Below are 20,027 nucleotides of genomic sequence, written 5' to 3'. Positions count from 1 at the left end.
TGCGGGAGGCGCCAGGGGGAAACAGGGCCGAGCTCGGGGCGGTCAGGGGGACTGCGGGGCCGAGTTCTTCGTGTCCTGGGGCGGGGTGCTCGCGTCGTCGCCCGATGTGGACATCCACGCCCCGATGCCGGCCGCCGCCGCCAGGACGACCGCGGCCACGCCCAGGGCCACGCGGCGGCGCCGGGCGATGGCACGGTTGCGGGCCGAGCCCGGCCGGGGCGTGCCCGACGCGCGCGGGGCCCGGGCCGTGCCGTGGGCGCCGCCGGCCAGTTCGTCGGGGGCCGGGACGCGCATCGAGGTGTGGGTGTCCCGGTTGGAGTCGGCCGGTTTGGCGCCCGGCACCAGGGGGACCGCGCCCCGCCTCCGGACTCTCTCCCCGGCCGGTGCCGGTCCGGCGGGCTGCTCCTCCCGGTCCGCCTCCTCGGCGGCCTCCGTGTCCGGCTCGTCCACCTCCAGTGGCGGCATGCCCGCCAGCATCGGCAGCAGCTCCCGCAGCCGGGCGCCGAGCTCCGAGGCCCGCAGCCGCGAGGCCGGCGCCTTGGCCAGGCACTGCACGAGCAGCTGCCACAGCTCGTCCGGGATGCCGGGCAGCGGGACGACCGTCTCCGTGACGTGCCGGCGCAGGACCGCGCCCGGGTGGCCGCCGCCGAACGGGGTGAAGCCGGCCAGCAGCTCGTAGAGGACCGTGGCGAGCGCGTAGATGTCGACGGAGGCGCGGGGCGGCAGGCCCTCGACGATCTCCGGGGCGAGGTAGTCCGGCGTGCCGATGATCTTCGTGGCCTTGGTGCGGCGCGGGGTGTCGATGAGTTTCGCCACGCCGAAGTCGGTCAGCAGCGCGCGGTGGGAGCCGCCGGGGCCGAGCGGGCCCTGCATGTCCAGGAGGACGTTCTCCGGCTTCACGTCCCGGTGCACGACACCCGCGGCGTGCGCGGCCGCCAGCCCGTCGGCGATGTCGGCCGAGATCGCGACGGCCGCCTCCGGCGCGAGGCGCCGGTCCCGCTCCAGCCGGGTCCGCAGGTCGGTGCCCCGCACGAGGTCCATGACCAGCGCGAGGTCGTTGCCGTCCACGACCAGGTCGCGCACCGACACCACGTGCGGGTGCTCCAGGCCGAGCAGCGCCGTCCGCTCCTGCACGAAGCGCCCGACGAGCTCCTGGTCGGAGGCGAGGTCCTCGCGCAGCAGCTTGATGGCGACGGGGCCCTCGGGACCCTCACCCAGCCACACCGTGCCGGCGCTGCCCCGCCCCAGGATCTGGTGGGCGGTGTACCGGCTGCCGATCTTCCGTGCCAAGGCTGCTCCTACCGACGCGTGTTGTCGCTAAAACTACGCGCCCGGAGAGCCAACCTTCACTGCCGAGGCAGAAATCACCCGCCAGGTGTCGACAAATCACCAACCCCGTAGGGCGGTTCCGGTCAGTTCGTGCCGGAACTGCTCCCGAGCTTCTCGAACCAGCCGGTCACGGTGTTGAACCAGTCGGTGAGCTGGTCCCAGTAGCCCTTGCCGGTGCCGATCCACTCCTGGAGCGGGCTCAGCTCCCAGATGAGCCAGCCGGCCACGAACAGGATGACGATCGTGAAGAGACAGCCCTTCAGGCAGCCGAGCCCGGGGATCCGCATCCGGTTGGCGCTGCGCTGCCGCGGCTGCCGGGGCTCGCGCTGGGGCCGCTGCGGCTGCTGGGGCTGCTGCGGCGGGGCGGGCGGGGCATAACGCTGCGGCGGCTGGGGCCGCTGGGGCTGTGGGGCGTACTGCTGGGGCTGCTGCTGCGGATGGCCGTAGCCGGGTCCGGGCTGGGGCTGCCGGCCGCGCTGCGGGGGCTGCTGGGGCCGGGCGACCTGGCGCTGGGGGCGGCGGCGCAGCGGGTCCTCGTTGGGGTCGAGGTACTGGACCTGCGTCTGTTCGTTGCGGTCGCGGGCCGCTCGCAGCTGGTTCTGCCACGGGTGCGGGTCCTCGGGTCCGCCCTGCTGGCCCTGCTGACCGGGGTGGCCGGGCGAGCCCGGCGGGACCGGCGGCATGACGGCGGTCGGGTCGGCCGCGCCCCGGTTGGGGAGGACGGCCGTGGGGTCGGCGGCGCCGGCCGGGCCGCCGGTGTGCGGCATGACGCTGGTCGCGGCGTTCGGGTCGTAGGAGCCGGCGCCCTGCGGGAGGACCTGGGTGGGGTCGGCCGCGCCTGACATGTCCGGCACGGGCGCGGGCGCCGGGTCGGGCACCAGGAGCGCGCCGACGCCCTCGGCGGCGGCGATCTGCGCGGAGTTCGCGTGCACCCCGATGCCCTCGGCGACGACGCGCAGACCGCGGGCGAGGTTCACGGCGCTGGGCCGCTCGTCCGGGTTCTTGCGCAGACAGCGCTCGATGACCGTCCACAGCGGGTCGGGGACCGTGGAGGGGCGGCGCGGCTCGGCGCTCAGGTGCTGGTGCAGCACCTCCAGGGCGGAGCCGCCGGCGAACGGCGGGCGGCCGGTGACCAGCTCGTACAGCAGGATGCCGGCGCCGTAGATGTCGACGGCGGAGGTCTGCGGGCGGCCCTCGGCGGACTCGGGCGCGACGTAGGCGGGCGTCCCGACGAACTCCTGGGTTCGGGTCAGGCCCGGGGAGTCGGCCAGGCGGGCGATGCCGAAGTCGGTGAGCAGCGGGTGCATCTGCCCGTCGTACTGCTGGAGCAGGACGTTCGCCGGCTTGAGGTCGCGGTGGACCACGCCGTCGGCGTGGCTGGCGGCGAGCGCGTCGGCGATCTGGGCGGTGAGCAGGGCCGCGGCGACGGGGCTGAAGGGCCCGTTCTCACGCAGGTAGCGGTGCAGGTCGGGGCCCTCGACGAGGTCCATGACCAGCGCCAGCAACTCGCCCTCGACGACCAGGTCACGGACCCGGACGATGTTCGGGTGGGTCAGCCGGAGCAGGACGGAGCGCTCCCGGAGGAACCGCATGACGATGTCCGCGTCACTGGCCAGCTCTTCCTTGAGGACCTTGATGGCGACCGTCTCGCCGGGCTGTCCCGGCACGGCCGCCTCGGCGCCCGCGGTCTCGCGCTGGCGGGCTCGCCAGACGGTGCCCGTGGCGCCGCGTCCGAGCGGCTCCTCGAGCAGGTACTTGCTGCCTACCGGCCGCACGTCATGCGCTCCCTGGTGCTTGCCTTGCCTGCTGGCCTGTCCGACCCACTGTAGTGCCGTGCCGCCGGGGACCGGGGTGTCGTCATTCTGTGGGTCTTACGTATCTGTTCTCGCACGCGTTCGAATCTCGCACGCGTTCGAAGGAAAGACGCTCACCTCGGTCTCGTGGTTGCCGAGAGTGAGCGTGACCGATCTCAAGTGATCGCGAGTGGGTCATCTCTCAGGCACTTTTGCGGGCAGAGCCGACCAATCAAGATCACTTGTTCCGGAGCAAGGGGCGCGCTGTCAGTGGCAGGTGCGAGGATGCGTGTCAGTACTGGCCGACGTGCTGGGGCGGGGTGGGGGACTCCGCGCCCGGGCAGAAGGGACCGCTGACGGCGATGCAGATCCGGCTGACCGTCGTAGACCCGCTGGGCCTGGCGGCTCCGGCCCGGGACCGCGCCGCGCGCTGCGACGTGCTGGTCACCGCGCCCGCCGGGACGGCACTCGCGGCGGTGTCCTCGGCGCTCGCCCAGGTGGTCCTCGGCGGTGACGGCTCGGGCTCCCCGGTGCTGTACGCCGGGGAGCAGCGGCTCGACGCCCAGCGCTGCACGCTCGGCGAGCCCCCGCTGACCGACGGTGCCGTGCTGTCCGCGGGCGCGCCGGGCGAGCCGGAGCCGCATCCCGAGCTGGACGACGCCCCGGCCCAGCTCCAGGTGGTCGCCGGGCCCGACGCAGGCGGCGTCCACCTCCTGCACGGCGGCGAGATCCGCATCGGCCGCTCCGCCGACGCCGACGTACCGCTCGACGACCCGGACGTCTCCCGGCTGCACTGCGCGGTGACGGTGAGCCCCGACGGCCGCGTCTCGGTCGCCGACCTCGACTCCACGAACGGCACGACGCTGGACGGCGCGCGGGTGGCCGGCCGGGCGGTCCGTTTCGCGCCGGGGGCGCTGCTGCGGATCGGTGAATCGGCGCTGCGGCTGGCTCCCGCCGGGGGGCCGGGCGGCCGGGTGGACACGACGCCGGACGGGGAGGGGCACGTGCGCGTACCCGGGCCTGTCGGCGCCTCGGGGGCGGACGCGCGCGCGTCGGAACCGATCCCTGCCGGGCCTGTCGGCCCTGCTGGTGCTCAGGGGCCTGCCGGGCCCGGATCTGCCGGGCGTTCCGTATCTGCCGGGGCTTCTGGCGCTTCCGGTGCTTCCGGTCCCGCCGTTCCTTCCGGTCCCGCCGTTCCTCCCGGTCCCGCCGTTCCTTCCGGGACGACCCATCATGCTTACGGCTCGGCTGCCTGGGGCGTGCCGGGCACCGCGGGGCACGGTTCCGGGGACTCCGCGGTGGTGCCGGAGCAGGGTGGGGCGCCTCGGGTCGAGAGCAGGGGTGCGGGTGCGCCCGCGGAGGCTCCGCGGCCGACTGCCGGGGGCGGGCCGGGGACCGCGCAGGGCGGGTTCCAGGCCGCTGCCGGTGAACTGGGGTCGGGCATAGACCGCGGCCAGGAGGACTCGGGGCCCGTCGTCCGGGCTCCGCGGCAGCGCGGTGCGACGCAGGGCGGGCCCGGTGCCGGGGACACGCACGCGGGACGCTCCGGGGCCGGGGCTCCGGGCGGGGCGTTCGGTGACGGGCGTGCGGACGGTTCCGGCCAGGGCGCCGGACCAGCGGACGGCGCAGTCCCTCATGCCCGGGCCGGGGGCCAGACGGCCCCCCACCCGACAGTTCCTGTCGGCGCCGGCCCGGTCTCCCCGGCGGAGGCCGCGGACGATCGGTCCGGTCGCGGGCGCAAGGGCACTCCCCTCCGGGGCACCGATGTTCCGCCGGGGACGCGCAGGCGTGGCCTCGGGGCGTGGGCGCGACGGTTGGCCGGAGGGCGTGGCGAGCAGGGGCCGGCCGCGGGCGGCACGTACGAGGACGAGCCGGCCGAAGTGGCGGTGGAGCGCTCCCCCGTCGGGCCGGCGGCGCCGGAGACCTGGCCGGATCCGGCCACGCTGCTGCTGACGGCGCTGGGGCCGGGGTCCCGGCTGTGGGAGCGCGGCCCGGGCCACCCGGAGGCGCTCGCGGTACGCCTCGGCACGGCTGACCGTGCGGCGCCGGACGGCTCGGGCCTGCTGCCCGCCGTGCCGGTGACCTCCGGGCTGCGCGAGGTCGGCGCACTGGGACTGGCCGGGCCCCGGGCACGGCTCGCCGGGCTGGCCCGTGCCGTGCTGGCGCAGCTCACCGCGCTGCACTCCTCCGACACCCTGGAGATCGTCCTGATCGCCGCGGACCGCTCCCGCCCCTTGGAGGAGCGCACCGCCGAGTGGGGCTGGCTGGGCTGGCTGCCGCATGTCCGCCCGGGGCACGGGCAGGACTGCCGCCTGCTGCTCGCCTACGACCGGGAACAGGCCGCCGCCCGCACGGACGAGCTCCTCCGCCGCCTGGATGACCAGCTGGCGGACGCGGGAGGCGGTGCCGCAGGGACCGCCGGGCTGCTGGGCAACGTGCGGTTCACCAGAGCCCAGGAGACCGACGGCCCGAGCGGCAACGCACCGGGCCCCGACGCCCAGGGCGGCGACAGCCCGGCGACAAGCACCGCCGGTCCAGTGCCCCGCCGCCCCTCCTGGGCCCGGGACGACACTCCCCTCCCCGACCCGGAACCCGACTTCCCCGGCCCCTACACCGTCCTCGTCGTGGACGGTGACCCCGGCGGAGCCGACCTGCGTGAGGCCGTGGCGCGGCTGGCGCTGGAAGGCCCCAGGGCCGGGATCCACGTCGTCTGTCTGGCCGAGACGGCGGCCGCCTCCCCCGCCTCGCCCGTGACGGAGACCTACGAGGCGGCCTGCGCGGCGTCGCCGACGTTCCGGCAGTGCGGTGCGATCGCTCTGCTCAGCGGGGACGTGGCGACGGCGCTGCGGCTGATGCGCGTGGCCCGGGTCGGCGGCGCCGCCGGACCTGTCGGGCCCGTGGGCCACGGCACCATCGCCACCGTCGACGCCGTCTCCCCCGCGTGGGCCGAGCGGTTCGCGCGGGCGCTGGCGCCGCTGTGTACGGACGGCGCGACGAACGAGCGGCAGCCGCGCGTGTCCGCGCCCCTGCCCCAGGCGGCCCGGCTGCTGGACGAGCTGGGTCTGGCCCGCGCCACCCCGGCGTCGCTCATGGCGCGCTGGGCGGACGCGGCCGACGACACCGAGGCGCTGGGCGGGCGGGTGCGCGCGGTGCTGGGCGCCGGGCCGCGCGGCCCGGTCTGCGCGGACCTCGCGGCCCAGGGACCGCATCTGCTGATCGAGGGCCCGCCGGGCAGCGGCCGTACGGAGCTGCTGCGGGCGGTCGTCGCGTCCCTGGCCGCCGCCGAGCGGCCCGACCGGCTGGGCATCGTGCTGGTCGACGGCCGGGGCGGCCCCGGTGCGGGCGGCGGGGCCGGCGAGGGACTGCGCGTGTGTACGGACGTCCCGCATGTCACCACGTACCTCACGGCCCACGACCCGGTCCGGATGCGCGAGTTCGCGCAGTCCCTGAGCGCCGAGCTGAAGCGGCGCGCCGAGCTGCTGGGGCGGTCCGACTTCGCCGAGTGGCACACCGGGCGGGAGCTGTCGGGCCGTATGGTCGCCCAGCGCACGGCGACGGCCCGGGGCGGCGCCCAGGACGGGGCCGGTGCGGGGAACGCCGCCGGGGCCGGGGATCTCGACTCTCCGCCCAGTTCGACCATGCGGCTGCGGCCCCGAGCAGCCCGGCGGCAGACGGAGGCGGCGCCGCCGCTGCCCCGGCTCGTCGTGGTCGTGGACGACCTGGACGCGCTGGTCTCGCCCGCCCTCGGCTCGACCGGACGGCCCGCGGCCGGATCGGTGATGCGCGCGCTGGAGGCCGTGGCCCGGGAGGGCGAGCGGCTGGGCGTCCACCTGGTGGCGGCCACCGGCCCGTGCGCCCGTACGGCGGAGACGGAACCGGCGCGCCGGGCCACGCTCCGCGTCACCCTCGACGCCCCGGCACCGGGCCCGGACGAGCCCGCTCCGGGCCGTGGCCGCCTCGTCTGTGCGGACGGGCGGATCACGCCGTTCCAGGGCGGGCGGGTCACCGGCCGTATCCCCCGGACGGCGACGCTCCGGCCCACGGTCGTACCCCTGGAATGGCACCGCATGGGTGACCCTCCTGCCCGGCGTCCGGTGCGGGAACTCGGAAACGGCCCGACCGACCTGGCACTGTTGGCCAGCGCGCTGGAAAGGGCGGCGCGGGAGGTCGCGGCGGCGCAGGTGCCGTCACTTCTGTAGCACTCGTCCGTGGCACTGGCTGGATGCCGACCCCGTCCGTTGCTCAGGGACGAGTCCCTGGTCACGAGGGGGTCACGATCCCCCGCTTGACAGCCGACGCCATCTTGCCGCCCCCGCACACCCGGGCGTAGACCAGATCGCACGGGAGCGCGCTCGACGTTCGACGATGGAACGAAGAACGGGGCAGTCATGCGCATGACGAGCAGCACCATCCGGACACGCTGGTCGCCGAAGCCGGACAAGGCGACCCCCCACCACCGCAGAGCCGCCAAGGCCGCGGCCGCCGTCGCCGCGGGAGCGCTCGCGCTCTCGCTCACCGCCTGCGGAGGCGACGACGACGGAAACAGCGGAACCCAGGGCAACACCGAGGAGACCGCCAACAACGTCACTCTTCCGAAGCTGGACGGGACGAGCCTGGAGATCGCCGCCGTGTGGACCGGCGCCGAGCAGGCCAACTTCAAGAAGGTCCTGGCGGAGTTCGAGAAGCGCACGGGCGCCAAGGTCACGTTCGTGCCCGCGCAGGACCCGATCATCAACTTCATCGGCTCGAAGGTGGCCGGCGGGCAGCCGCCGGACATCGCGATGCTGCCGCAGCCGGGCGCCATCAAGCAGGCCGTCGACCGGGGCTGGGCCAAGCCCATCGGTACGGAGGCGCAGAAGGAGCTCGGCGAGAACTACTCGCAGGGCTGGCAGGACATCGGCAAGGTGGGCGGCAAGCAGTACGGCGTCTACTACAAGGCCGCCAACAAGTCCCTCATCTGGTACAACAACCAGGTCTTCGAGAACGCCGGGGCGAGTGAGCCCGAGACCTGGCCGGATCTGCTGAAGACGGCACAGACGGTCTACGACTCCGGCGTCACACCGTTCTCCGTCGGCGGCGCCGAGGGCTGGACGCTGACCGACTGGTTCGAGAACGTCTACCTCTCCCAGGCCGGGCCGGAGAAGTACGACCAGCTGGCCAAGCACGAGATCAAGTGGACGGACCCGTCCGTGAAGGACGCGCTGACCACGCTCGCGCAGGTCTGGGGCAAGGCCGACTACGTCGCGACCGGGGCGTTGCAGACCGACTTCCCGGCCTCCGTCACGCAGGTCTTCACCGGCGGGGACCAGCCCAAGGCGGCCATGGTCGCCGCGGGCGACTTCGCGCAGGTCAACATCCCCACGACCATGAAGGTCGGCACGGACGCGAAGGTGTTCCCGTTCCCGGCGGTCGGTGACAACGGGCCGGTGGTCTCGGGCGGCGACGCGGCCGTGATCCTTCAGGACTCGAAGGGCGCGCAGGCCCTGGCCACCTGGCTCGCCTCGCCCGACGCGGCACAGATCCAGGCCAAGCTGGGCGGCTACCTCTCGCCGAACAAGAACGTGCCGAACTCCGCGTACCCGAACGCGGTGCAGCAGAGGATCGCCAAGGCGCTCATCGACGCCGGTGACGACTTCCGCTTCGACATGTCCGACCAGGCCCCGCAGGCCTTCGGCGGCACGCCCGGCAAGGGCGAGTGGAAGATCCTCCAGGACTTCCTGAAGAACCCGAAGGACGTCGCGGGTACGCAAGCGAAGCTGGAGGCCGAAGCGGCCGCGGCCTACGGAGGCTGACGGCATGCCGTCGGCCACGGCGGCAGGGGGCGTCAAGCCCCCTGCCGTTGGCAAGTCGCGCAAGAGTGTGACCGGCACCCGCAGGACCGTCGCGGCGCTGTTCCTGCTGCCCGCGCTCGTCCTGCTCGGCGCGCTCGTGGTGTACCCGATCGGGTACTCGGTGGTCCGCAGCTTCTACGACCAGTCCGGCGACGGCTTCGCCGGGATCGACAACTACAAGGCCCTCTTCACCGACGAGGGCATCCGCACCGCGCTGAAGAACAACATCATCTGGGTGGTGTTCGCGCCGACGGTCGCGACGGCGCTCGGCCTGATCTTCGCGGTGCTGACCGAACGGGTGCGCTGGGGCACGGCCTTCAAGCTGGTCGTCTTCATGCCGATGGCGATCTCCATGCTGGCGGCGGGCATCATCTTCCGCCTGGTGTACGACCAGGACCCGGACAAGGGCGTCGCGAACGCGGTGTGGGTCGGCGTGCACGACACCTTCGCCCAGTCGTCGGCGTTCCCGAAGGCCCACCCGGGCCGTCAGTCGCCGCTGGAGCCGGCGGGCGGGGGCGCCTTCATCACCAAGTCGCCCGTCCGCACGGGCGAGACCGTCTCGCTGCCCCTGGTGGGTGTCGCGCCGGACCTGATGCCGGACGGCGCGAAGCCGGCGGTGGCGCCGAAGCCCGAGCCGGACAAGGTCACCGGGACGACCTGGCAGGACTTCACGCGGGGCGAGGGCGTGGGGACGCTCAACCGGATCGACTCGTCCGAACTGGGCTATGCCGGCATGAGGATCGAGGCCGTGAAGGACGGCAGGGTGGTGGCGTCGGCGACGGCAGCGGACGACGGCACCTTCACGCTGCCGGCCTCGGCCGACGGGGCCCAACTCCGGCTCCCCAACAGCAACTTCAAGGAGCCGTACAACGGCCTGGACTGGCTCGGCCCGTCCCTGGTCACCCCGTCCATCATCGGCGCGTACATCTGGATGTGGGCGGGCTTCGCGATGGTGCTGATCGCGGCCGGGCTCGCGAGCGTGCCCCGTGAACTGCTGGAGGCCGCCCGGGTCGACGGCGCGAGTGAGTGGCAGGTGTTCAGACGGGTCACGGTGCCGCTGCTGGCGCCGGTCCTCGCGGTCGTCGCCGTCACTCTGATGATCAACGTGCTGAAGGTCTTCGACCTGGTCTTCATCATCGCCCCCGGCTCCTCCCAGGACGACGCGAACGTCCTGGCCCTGGAGCTGTACCGCAAGGGCTTCTCCGAGGACCAGCCGGGCATCGCCAGCGCCATCTCGGTGTTCCTGCTGCTGCTCGTGATCCCGGTGATGTGGTTCAACGTGCGTCGGCTGAGGCGGGAGGTGCGGCGATGAAGGCGAAGCAGTCGCTGGGGTCCCGGCTGGCCGAGGGGGTCAGCGGCGGACTGGTGCGGGTGTTCCTCATCGTCGTCGGCCTGTTCTGGCTGGTGCCGACGATCGGTCTGCTGCTGGCCAGCCTCCGCTCGCCCGAGGACATCGCGGCGAGCGGCTGGTGGAACGTGTTCACCGAGCCGTCGCAGATCACGTTCGACAGCTACGCCAAGCTGCTGGAGAACGAAGACATCACCAGCAGCCTGGCCAACACGGTGTGGATCACCGTCCCGGCGACCCTGCTGGTCGTGATCATCGGCTCGCTGGCGGGTTACGCCTTCGCCTGGATGGAGTTCCCGGGGCGTGACTGGTGGTTCCTGGGCGTGGTCGGCCTGTTGGTGGTGCCGGTGCAGGTCGCGCTGATCCCGATCGCCGAACTCTTCGGCAACATCGGCATCTTCGGCTCGGTGATCGGCGTGGTGCTCTTCCACGTCGGCTTCGGCCTGCCCTTCGCGGTGTTCCTGCTGCGGAACTTCTTCGCGGAGATCCCGCGGGAGCTGCTGGAGGCGGCACGCCTGGACGGGGCGGGTGAACTGCGCCTGTTCTTCCGTGTCGTGATGCCGCTCGGCGCCCCGGCGATCGCGGCCCTCGGCATCTTCCAGTTCCTGTGGGTGTGGAACGACTTGCTGGTCGCGCTGATCTTCTCGGACTCCGGGAGCCAGCCGATCACGGTCGCACTCCAGACGCAGGTACGGCAGTTCGGCAACAACATCGACGTGCTGGCACCCGGCGCGTTCATCTCGATGGTGATCCCGCTGGCCGTCTTCTTCGCGTTCCAGCGGCAGTTCGTGTCCGGCGTGATGGCGGGAGCCGTCAAGTAGCCTACGGCGCACGGTAGTTGGAGGGGCGGGCCGGTAACGGTCCGCCCCTCGCGCGTTCCCCCGGATGCCGTAGCCGCCGTAACCAACTCGCCCCACCGGCCGTTCCCGGGCCGAACGCCCGCGCCGACCGATGGATGGCCTCTTGCCCAGGTTCAGTGTCATTGTCCCCGCGTACCAGGTTCAGGCGTACCTGCACGAGTGCCTCGAATCGGTGCTCTCCCAGTCCTGTCCCGATCTGGAACTGATCGTCGTCGACGACTGCTCCCCGGACGCGTGCGGCGCGATCATCGACGAGTTCGCCGCCCGCGACGCGCGCGTCCACCCCGTCCACCTGCCCGAGAACGTCGGCCTGGGCCCCGCGAGAAACGCCGGTGTTTCCCACGCGAGCGGGGACTACCTGCTGTTCCTCGACAGCGACGACACCCTCACACCCGACGCGCTGCGCTCGATCGCGGACCGGCTGAAGGAGACGGGCGATCCGGACGTCCTGGTCTTCGACTACGCGCGCACCTACTGGACGGGGGAGGCGATCCGCAACCAGGCGGCCCTCCAGCTCACCGAGCAGGGCCCGGCCCCGTTCCGCCTGGAGGACCGGCCCGGCCTGCTGAGGCTGCTGATGGTCGCCTGGAACAAGGTCTACCGGCGGGAGTTCGTCGAGGAGAAGGGGTTCGCCTTCCCGCCCGGGTACTACGAGGACACGCCGTGGACGTACCCGGTGCTGATGACCGCGGAGTCGATCGCGACCCTGGACCGCGTCTGCGTGCACTACCGGCAGCGGCGGCAGGGCAGCATCCTGCGCACCACCAGCGAGCGGCACTTCGACGTCTTCGAGCAGTACGACCGGCTGTTCGCGTTCCTGGAGGAGCGCCCCGAGCTGGCCCGCTGGCGGCCGGTGCTGTTCCGCCGCATGGTCCATCACCTGGCGATCGTGTACTCCCGGCGGGACCGGCTGCCCCCCGGCTCACGCGCGGACTTCATGCGCCGGGCCCGCGCCCACTACCGCCGCTACCGCACCCGGGGCGCCCCCGTCCCCCTGCGCGCCCGGGTGCAGCACGCCCTGATCCGCTTCGGCCTGCACCGCACGTACCGCACACTCCAGCTGGTGTCGGCCCTGCACCGCGGCGTCGCGCAGACCACCGGGAAGCTGCTGCGCGGTCTGCGGTCCGCCGCGCTCAGGCTCCACTACCGCGTCCAGCGCTGTCTCCCGCTGCGCGCCGACCGGGCCGTCTTCGCCGCCTACGACGGCCGCGGCCACAGCTGCAACCCGGGCGCGCTGGAGTCCGCCTTCCGCGATCTCGCGCCGCACATCCGCACGGCGTGGATCGCCCGTCCCGAGCACCACCACACCATCCCGCCGGGCCCGCGCCGCCTCGTCCCCGGCACGGCCGCCTACTGGACGGCACTGGCCCGCTCCGCCTACCTGGTCAGCAACACCGCATTCGACCACCGCCTGGTCAAGCGCCGGGGCCAGACCATGATCCAGACCGGGCAGGGCACCCCGCTGGGGCACATCGGCCTCGACCTCCAGGAACGCCCGGCGGCGGCCCGGGGCAGGGACTTCGCCCGGCTGCTCAAGGGCGTCGACCAGTGGGACTACGTGCTGTCCGCCAACCGCCACACCACCCTCACCCACGAGCGCGTCCACCCCGGGCGCTACACCACGCTGGAGTACGGCTACCCCCGCAACGACGTGTTCCGCACGGCGACCGAAGCGGACGTGGCCCGGCTGCGCGCCTCGCTCGGCATCCCGCAAGGCACGGTGGCGATCCTCTACGCGCCGACCCACCGCGACTACCGACGCTCCCAGCGCCACGCCCTCGACCTCCAGCGCATCGTGCGCCGCCTGGGCCCGCGCTTCCTCGTGCTGGCCCGCGCCCACCACGCCTACGGTGCCCCGCTGACCAGCACCTGCGGCCGGGTCGTCGACGTCAGCGACCACCCGAGCGTGGAGTCCCTGTGCCTGGCCTCGGACGCCCTGGTCACGGACTACTCGTCGCTGATGTTCGACTACGCCAACCTGGACCGGCCGATCGTGATCCACGCCGACGACTGGGAGGCGTACGAGGCGGCCCGCGGTACCTACTTCGACCTGCGCTCCTTCCCTCCTGGCGCGGTCGCGCGCGGCGAGGACGAGCTGATCGACATCTTCGCCACCGGCCACTGGCGCGGCTCCCGGTCGGCCCAGCTGCGCTCGGCGTTCCGGGAGCGGTTCTGCACGTACGACGACGGCCGGGCCGCCGAGCGGGTCGTCCGCCGGGTCGTCCTCGGGGAGTCGGAGCTGCCGCCGGTCGTGCCGCTCGACGAACGCCGGCCGGTGCCGTCGGCGGCGGCCTCGCTGGTGCGCGAGCCGCTCGCCACGGTGCCGCAGCCGGCCCTCGTCGTCGACAGCCTCTGAACCCGGTTCTCAGGTGGGAGTCCGTATGCCCTCCAGCCCGTCGCGGCCGACCCCGTCCCGGCCGTCCTCCTGGCGCCCGTCCGGGCGGCCGGGACGCCCCGCTTCCGAAGACCCTCGCCCCTCGACAGAAAGAGCAGAATGCCCCGCTTCAGCATCGTCGTCCCGTCCCATGGGGTCGCGGGCCGGCTGTCCCAGGCGCTGGACTCGATCCTCACCCAGTCGTTCGGCGACTTCGAGCTGATCCCGGTGTGCGACGCGCCCGACTCACCCGCGGCGGACGTCGTCGCCGGGTACGCCGAGCGGGACTCCCGGGTGACGCCGGTGCACTCACCGCCGTCGGCCGGTCTGGCCGGGGCGCGCAACACCGGGCTGCGGTCGGCGGTCGGCGGCCATGTGCTGTTCCTCGACGGGGACGACACCCTGGTCCCGGGGGCGCTGGCGGCGCTGGACGCCCGGCTGGGCGCGGTCGGCGACGTCGACGTCCTGCACTTCGAGCACGAGCGCACCCCCTGGTGGGAGGGCGAGCCGGCCAACCCGGCCGCGCCCCTGCTGGCCGGGACGCCGGACGGGGCCTTCTCCCCCGACCGGGCCCCGCGGCTGACGGGCGTGGCGCTGCCGGCGTGGAGCGCGGCCTACCGCCGGGGCTTCCTCACCGAGCAGGGCCTCGCCTTCCCCGGGGACCACTTCACCGACACCGGGTTCGGCGGTCTGGTCACTCTACGGGCGGAGCGGGTGGCGGCCCTGCGCGCGGTCGTCGTCCGGCATCTGCTGCGCCGGCAGGGCAACCGTCTCAACCTGCCCGGGGAACACCACGCCGAGCTGCTCGACCAGACCGAGCTGGTGCTGACGCGGGCCGTGGAGCAGGGGCTGCCGACGGACCGGCTGAAGCCGCTGTTCGAGCAGCTCTTCGCCGCCGTGCTGAAGACGGCCGCCCATCCCCGGCGGCTGCCGGCCGGACGGCGCGCCTTCTTCCGCCGGGCGAGCACGCTCTACCGGCGGCACCGCCCCGCGGGCTACCAGCCGCCCGGCGGCAGCCTCGGCGTCCAGCACCGGCTGCTGGCGGCCGGGTCGTACGCGGCGTTCCGCGCCCTGCGCGCCGCCAACCAGAGGGCCGCGCGGGCCGCCGCGCTGCTCCCGCACCCCCGGGGACTGCGCACCCGCCTGCGCTACGCGGCGGACCTGCGCCTCCCCCTCGACGAGAACCTCGCCGTGTACTGCGCGTACTGGGGCCGCGGCTACGCCTGCAACCCGGCCGCGATCCACGCCAAGGCCCGCGAACTCGCCCCGCACATCCGCTCGGTGTTCCTGGTGGAGCCCGACGCGGTGGACAGCGTGCCGAAGGACGTGGAGTACGCGGTGATCGGCAGCCGGAAGTACTGGCGGGTGCTGGCGCGCGCCAAGTACCTCGTCAACAACGCCAACTTCGCGGACGCCGTCGTCAAACGCCCCGGCAGCGTGCACCTCCAGACGCAGCACGGCACACCGCTGAAGAAGATGGGCGCCGACCAGGCGACGTACCCCGTGGTGGCCGCGGCGACCGGGAGCTTCGCCAGACTGCTGGCCCGGGTCGACCGCTGGGACTACAACCTCACCTCCAACCGCCACTCCACCGAGATGTGGGAGAAGGCGTTCCCCGGCGCGCACGAGACCCTCGAGTACGGCTATCCGCGCAACGACGTCTACTGCACGGCGTCCGCCGAGGACGTCGCCCGCGCCCGCAAGGAGCTGGGCGTCCCCGACGGCAAGAAGGCCCTGCTCTACGCGCCCACGCACCGCGACTACGCCACCGGCTTCGCGTCGGGCCTGGACCTGGCGGAGTTCTGCGAGGCGATCGGCGACGACTACGTGGTGCTGCTGCGCGCCCACTACTTCTACGACCAGGGGTCGAGCCGGGGCGGCGGCCGGATCATCGACGTCACCGGGCACCGCTCCTCGGAGGACGTGTGCCTGGCCGCCGACGCGCTGATCACCGACTACTCGTCGATCATGTTCGACTACGCCAACCTGGACCGGCCGATCGTCGTGTACGCCGACGACTGGGAGGTCTACCGCGAGGTCCGGGGCGTCTACTTCGACCTGATGGAGTCCCCGCCCGGCCGGGTCGCCCGTACACCCGAGGAACTGGCGGCCGTCTTCCGCGACGGCGGCTGGGCGGACGAGTCCGCCACGGCCCTGCGCGCCGCGTTCCGGGAGCGCTTCTGCCAGTTCGACGACGGGCGGGCCGCCGAGCGCGTCGTACGCCGGGTGCTGCTGGGGGAACCGCCCGAGTCGATCCCGCCCCTGATCCCGCTCGCGGAGCGCGTCCCGGCCCCCGCCGCCGCCACCCTCGTAAGGAGCTGACCGAAGAAGTGCCCCGCTTCAGCATCATCGTCCCCGTCTTCAAGGTGCAGGGTTTCCTGCGCGAGTGTCTCGACTCGGTGCTCGGCCAGTCGTACGGCGACTTCGAGGTGATCGCCGTGGACGACCGCTCGCCGGACGGCAGCGGTGCGATCCTCGACGAGTACGCGGCCCGCGACGCCCGGGTGCGGGTGCTGCACCTGCCCGAGAACGTCGGCCTGGGCCGGGCCCGCAACGCCGGCCTGGAACAGGCGGCCGGCGACTACGTCCTGTTCCTCGACAGCGACGACCACTACACGCCGGGCCTGCTGGCGGCCGTCGCCGCGCGCCTGGAGATGACGGGCGACCCGGACATCCTGGTCTTCGACCACGTGCGCACCCACTGGTGGGGCCGGGGCGGGCACAGTGAGGCGGCGGACCTGCTGGCCGCGGCGGGCACGGACACCTTCGGCATCCGGGAGAGCCCGCAGTACCTGAACCTCTTCCTGGTCGCCTGGAACAAGGCGTACCGCCGGTCCTTCTTCCAGGAGCACGGTCTTCGGTACGCGCCGGGGCTGTACGAGGACGCGCCGGTCACCTACCGGTCGATGGTGCTGGCGGAGCGGATCGCCTGCCTGGACCGGATCGGGGTGGAGTACCGGCAGCGCAGGCAGGGCGCGATCACCAAGACGCCGGGGCGCCGGCACTTCGACATCTTCCCGCAGTACGAGGGCCTGTTCGCGTTCCTGGAGCAGCGCCCCGACCTCGACTGGGCGCGGCCGCCGCTGCTGGAACGGGCCCTGGACCACATGCTGTTCGTGCTGGCCAGGGAGGACCGGGTACGGCCCGCGGACCGGGGCGACTTCTACCGCGAGATCCGCTCCTTCCACCGCCGTCACCTCCCCGAGGGCGGCTTCCCGGAGCCGGACGGCTGGCGCGGGGTCGAGATGCGGCTCGTGGCGTCGGCGCCCTACGCGTCGTACGCGGCGGTGCGGAGCCTGCGGGACCTGCGCGCGGCGGCCCTGGGCGGGCAGCGGCGGGTGGCGCGGAAGGCGTCGGACGTCGCCGTGCGCACCTGGTACCGGGCCCAGTCGAAGCGGCCGCTCGATCCGCATCTCGCCGTCTACTCGGCGACCCACCACCGGGGCGTGTCCGGCGACCCGGCCGCGATCCACGCCAAGGCGCGCGAGCTCGCCCCGCACATCCGGGGCGTGTGGGTGGTCAGGGACGACGCGGTGGACGCGCTGCCGCCCGGCATCGACCACGTCACGCCGGGCTCGCGGCGCTACCACGAGGTCATGGCGCGGGCCACGTACTGGGTGAACAACGTCAACTGGCCCGGCACCCTGTCCAAACGGCCCGGCAGCGTCCACATCCACACCCACCAGGGCACCCCGCTCAAATACATGGGCGCGGACCTGCTGACCAAGCCGGGCGCCCGGCACGGCTTCGACGTGCCGCAGATGCTGCGCCGCGCCGACCGCTGGGACTACAGCCTGGTCGCCGGGCGGCACGCCGAGCGGGCCTGGGAGCGGGCCTACCCCTGCCACTTCACCTCGCTGCGGACCGGCAGCCCCCGCAACGACGTGCTCGTCGGCGCCGGCCCGGAGCGGGGCCTGGCCGTGCGCGAGCGGCTAGGCATCCCCGCCGACCACACGGCCGTGCTGTACGCGCCGACCCGCCGCGACTACCGGCGGGGCGGCCACATGGACCGGTTCGACCTGGCCCGGTTCGCCGCGGACCTCGGCCCCGGCCACACGCTCGTCGTCCGTCTGCACCCGTCGCTGGCCCAGGGCGTGGCGCGCGGCCTGGGCCTTGCCGACCTGCACCGGCGGGGGGTGGTGGTGGACGCGACGGACGAGGCGCACGTCGAGGACGTGCTGCTCGCCTCCGACGCGCTGGTCACCGACTACTCCGCCCTGATGTTCGACTACGTCCTCCTCGACCGGCCGGTCGTGGTGCACGCCGACGACTGGGGCGCGTTCACGGCGAGCCGGGGCGCCTACTTCGACATCACGGCCGACGCTCCCGGACACGTGTCGCGCTCGTACCGGGAACTGGCCTGGCTGTTCGCGTCCGGCACCTGGCAGGACGCGGAGTCGGCACGGCTGCGGGCGGGATTCAGGGAGCGGTACTGCGAGTTCGAGGACGGGCAGGCCGCCGAACGCGTCGTACGCGTGCTGATGCTGGGCGAGCGGAGCGGTGCGCTGCTGCCCGCGGCCCGCCGGACCCCGGGGCTGCGTGCCCGGCCCGAGGCGCTGGTCGAGCGATGAGAACTCCCGCCGGCCCCGAGGCCGTTCCCTCCCTGCCCGGCCAGCGCGCCTCCTCGGCACGGCCCCCGGCCGTCGTGGAGCGGCTGCGGCCGGTGCACTGGTGGCACGCGGCACTGGTCGCCGTACCGACCGCGGCCCTGTTCGTGCTGGGCTACCGGCGGCGCTGGATCTGCGACGACGGGCTGATCTACCTGCGTCCGGTCCGGCAGATCCTGGCGGGCAACGGGCCCGTGTTCAACGTGGGGGAACGGGCGGAGAGTTCGACCGGCACCCTGTGGCAGTGGCTGCTCGCGCTCGGCACCTGGGTCACCGGCGAGGACCCGGCGTTCCTCGCCGTCGGGCTGGGGCTGCTGCTGAGCACGGCCGGATTCGCGCTCGCCCTGATCGCCACGTGCCGGCTGCACCGGGGCGCGGGGCCGCTGCTCCCGGCCGGTGTGTTCGTGCTGCTGGCCGTGCCCCCGTTCTGGTCGTACATGACCTCGGGACTGGAGAGCGGCCTCGGCGCCTGCTGGACCGGCCTGTCCTGGTGGCTGCTGACGGGCACCCGGCGCGGTCAGGAGGCCCGGGTGACCTGCGCCGCCGCCTTCGTGTTCGGACTGGGGCCGCTGGTCCGGCCCGATCTGGCGGTGGTCACGGCGTGCTTCCTGGCGGCGCAGTGGTGGGTGCTGCGCCCGTCCCGGCGGGGCACCGCGGCGATGCTGGCCTCGGCGGTGGCGCTGCCGCTGGCGTACGAGGTGTTCCGGGCCGGGTACTACGGGATCCTGGTGCCGCTGCCCGCCATCGCCAAGGAGGCGAGCGCCAGCGACTGGGGCCGGGGCGCCGGCTATGTGCAGGAGACACTCGGGCCCTACTGGCTGTGGCCCGTCGTGCCCGTGCTCGCCGCCCTGGCCGTCCTCCTCGTGCGGCGCGTCCGCCGGGAACGGCGGGACCGCGCCCCGGGGCGTGCCTCTCTCGCGGTGCTGCTGGCGCCGCTCGTGGCGGGTGCGCTGCTCGCCGGGTACGTCGTCCGCGTCGGCGGCGACTACATGCACGCCCGCATGATCCTGCCCGCCCTCCTGCTGCTGCTCCTGCCGGTCCTGATCGTTCCCGCGACCAGGTTCACGGGGGTCGCGAGCGCGCTGCTGCTGGTGTGGCTGGGCGCTGCGGTCAGCCCGCTGCGGGCACCGTTCGACGTGCGCAGCACGCCCGGCTCCTTCAACGTGCGCAGCTCCGACGTGGAGGGCCTCGGCGACCACAACCCGGTGCGCACCGCCACCTGGGTGGACAACTGGCCGTCCCTGCCGGAGGGGCGGGGCATGCTGGCTCGGGCCGCGCGGGCGCCCCGGCCGACGCTGCTGTACTTCGACGCCGGGCGCCGGCTGCACGCCACGCCGATGCGGGAGGACTCCCCGTACCACGTGGTGATCGTGGGACGTCATCTCGGTGTCACGGGAGCCGCGGCGCCGCTCGACGCCTATGTCAACGACGCCTGGGGGCTGGCCAGTCCCGTCGGCGCGCACCTCGCGCTGGAGCGCTGGAGCTGGCCCGGGCACGAGAAGTTCCTGCGCAACCACTGGGTCTTCGCGGAGTGGGCGGTGGAACACCCGCCGCAGCGCGACCTGCTGCGGGCCGGGGCCTCGCGGGAGGCGGTCGAGGCGGCCCGGGCCGCGCTGGGCTGCGGCGAGCTGGCCGAGCTGAAGGAGTCGGTGCGCGCGCCGCTGACCGCCGAGCGGTTCGTGCGGAACCTCACGGGGGCATTCGAGCGGACGCGGTTCCGGTTCGCACGCTGGCCGGTCGCGGCGGAGCGGGCACTGTGCGACTGACGGCGGCAGGTGGGTGCGTCGGCAGGTGGGTGTAGCCGCCTCACCCGATGAAGTGACCCGGGGTCAGGGCTCCGGCACGGGCGGGAACATTCGGCGCATGCCCCAGTCCCTCTCCTTCC

General features: G+C 73.8%; 10 protein-coding genes. 8 read left to right on the top strand and 2 right to left on the bottom strand.

The window, feature by feature from the left end; all coding sequences use genetic code 11:
- Positions 1–42: 42 nt before the first annotated feature.
- Together ABFX81_RS36170 and ABFX81_RS36165 are read right to left on the bottom strand one after the other, a co-directional pair.
- Entirely contained in the window at positions 43–1,290 is a 1,248-nt protein-coding gene (locus tag ABFX81_RS36170; RefSeq protein WP_086855379.1) for a protein kinase domain-containing protein, read from the bottom strand.
- A gap of 122 nt (positions 1,291–1,412) precedes the next feature.
- Entirely contained in the window at positions 1,413–3,104 is a 1,692-nt protein-coding gene (locus ABFX81_RS36165) for a serine/threonine-protein kinase (protein WP_346139248.1), read from the bottom strand.
- Between the two features lie 380 nt (positions 3,105–3,484).
- Here ABFX81_RS36165 and ABFX81_RS36160 point away from each other — a divergent pair, with 380 nt between their 5' ends.
- The 8 genes from ABFX81_RS36160 to ABFX81_RS36125 all read left to right on the top strand — a co-directional run bounded on the left by ABFX81_RS36160 (position 3,485) and on the right by ABFX81_RS36125 (position 19,908).
- The gene (locus tag ABFX81_RS36160) at positions 3,485–7,321 is read left to right on the top strand and encodes an FtsK/SpoIIIE domain-containing protein (protein ID WP_346139288.1); all 3,837 of its coding nucleotides are present in this window, start codon (positions 3,485–3,487) and stop codon (positions 7,319–7,321) included.
- A 189-nt stretch (positions 7,322–7,510) separates the two neighbouring features.
- Positions 7,511–8,914, top strand: coding sequence for an extracellular solute-binding protein (locus ABFX81_RS36155; protein ID WP_086850162.1), 1,404 nt, complete (start codon positions 7,511–7,513; stop codon positions 8,912–8,914).
- Positions 8,915–8,918: 4 nt separating this feature from the next.
- On the top strand, positions 8,919–10,265 hold the full coding sequence (locus tag ABFX81_RS36150) for a carbohydrate ABC transporter permease (protein ID WP_428837248.1): 1,347 nt from the start codon (positions 8,919–8,921) through the stop codon (positions 10,263–10,265).
- On the top strand, positions 10,262–11,122 hold the full coding sequence (locus ABFX81_RS36145; protein WP_086850158.1) for an ABC transporter permease subunit: 861 nt from the start codon (positions 10,262–10,264) through the stop codon (positions 11,120–11,122). Before ABFX81_RS36150 ends, ABFX81_RS36145 begins: the two co-directional genes overlap by 4 nt.
- A gap of 142 nt (positions 11,123–11,264) precedes the next feature.
- Entirely contained in the window at positions 11,265–13,517 is a 2,253-nt protein-coding gene (locus ABFX81_RS36140; RefSeq protein WP_086850156.1) for a CDP-glycerol glycerophosphotransferase family protein, read from the top strand.
- 138 nt (positions 13,518–13,655) lie between these two features.
- Positions 13,656–15,857, top strand: a complete 2,202-nt coding sequence (locus ABFX81_RS36135; RefSeq protein ID WP_086850154.1) for a CDP-glycerol glycerophosphotransferase family protein — start codon at positions 13,656–13,658, stop codon at positions 15,855–15,857.
- 8 nt (positions 15,858–15,865) lie between these two features.
- Positions 15,866–18,106, top strand: a complete 2,241-nt coding sequence (locus ABFX81_RS36130) for a CDP-glycerol glycerophosphotransferase family protein (protein WP_086850152.1) — start codon at positions 15,866–15,868, stop codon at positions 18,104–18,106.
- Positions 18,103–19,908, top strand: coding sequence for an arabinofuranosyltransferase AftB family protein (locus tag ABFX81_RS36125; protein WP_086850150.1), 1,806 nt, complete (start codon positions 18,103–18,105; stop codon positions 19,906–19,908). The genes ABFX81_RS36130 and ABFX81_RS36125 overlap by 4 nt, the downstream gene beginning before the upstream one ends.
- Positions 19,909–20,027 lie beyond the last annotated feature (119 nt).

Origin of the sequence: Streptomyces coeruleofuscus (assembly GCF_039532725.1) — a bacterium.
Lineage (GTDB): Bacteria > Actinomycetota > Actinomycetes > Streptomycetales > Streptomycetaceae > Streptomyces > Streptomyces coeruleofuscus.
The sequence above is the reverse complement of the archived record's forward strand: the minus strand, read 5'-3'. Positions and strand labels throughout refer to the sequence as shown.

Excerpts from the sequence above, each read along its gene's own strand:
- ABFX81_RS36150 (WP_428837248.1), top strand. The coding sequence starts at position 8,919 with ATGCCGTCGGCCACGGCGGCAGGGGGCGTCAAGCCCCCTGCCGTTGGC.
- ABFX81_RS36145 (WP_086850158.1), top strand. The coding sequence starts at position 10,262 with ATGAAGGCGAAGCAGTCGCTGGGGTCCCGGCTGGCCGAGGGGGTCAGC.
- ABFX81_RS36160 (WP_346139288.1), top strand. The coding sequence starts at position 3,485 with ATGCAGATCCGGCTGACCGTCGTAGACCCGCTGGGCCTGGCGGCTCCG.
- ABFX81_RS36135 (WP_086850154.1), top strand. The coding sequence starts at position 13,656 with ATGCCCCGCTTCAGCATCGTCGTCCCGTCCCATGGGGTCGCGGGCCGG.
- ABFX81_RS36125 (WP_086850150.1), top strand. The coding sequence starts at position 18,103 with ATGAGAACTCCCGCCGGCCCCGAGGCCGTTCCCTCCCTGCCCGGCCAG.
- ABFX81_RS36155 (WP_086850162.1), top strand. The coding sequence starts at position 7,511 with ATGCGCATGACGAGCAGCACCATCCGGACACGCTGGTCGCCGAAGCCG.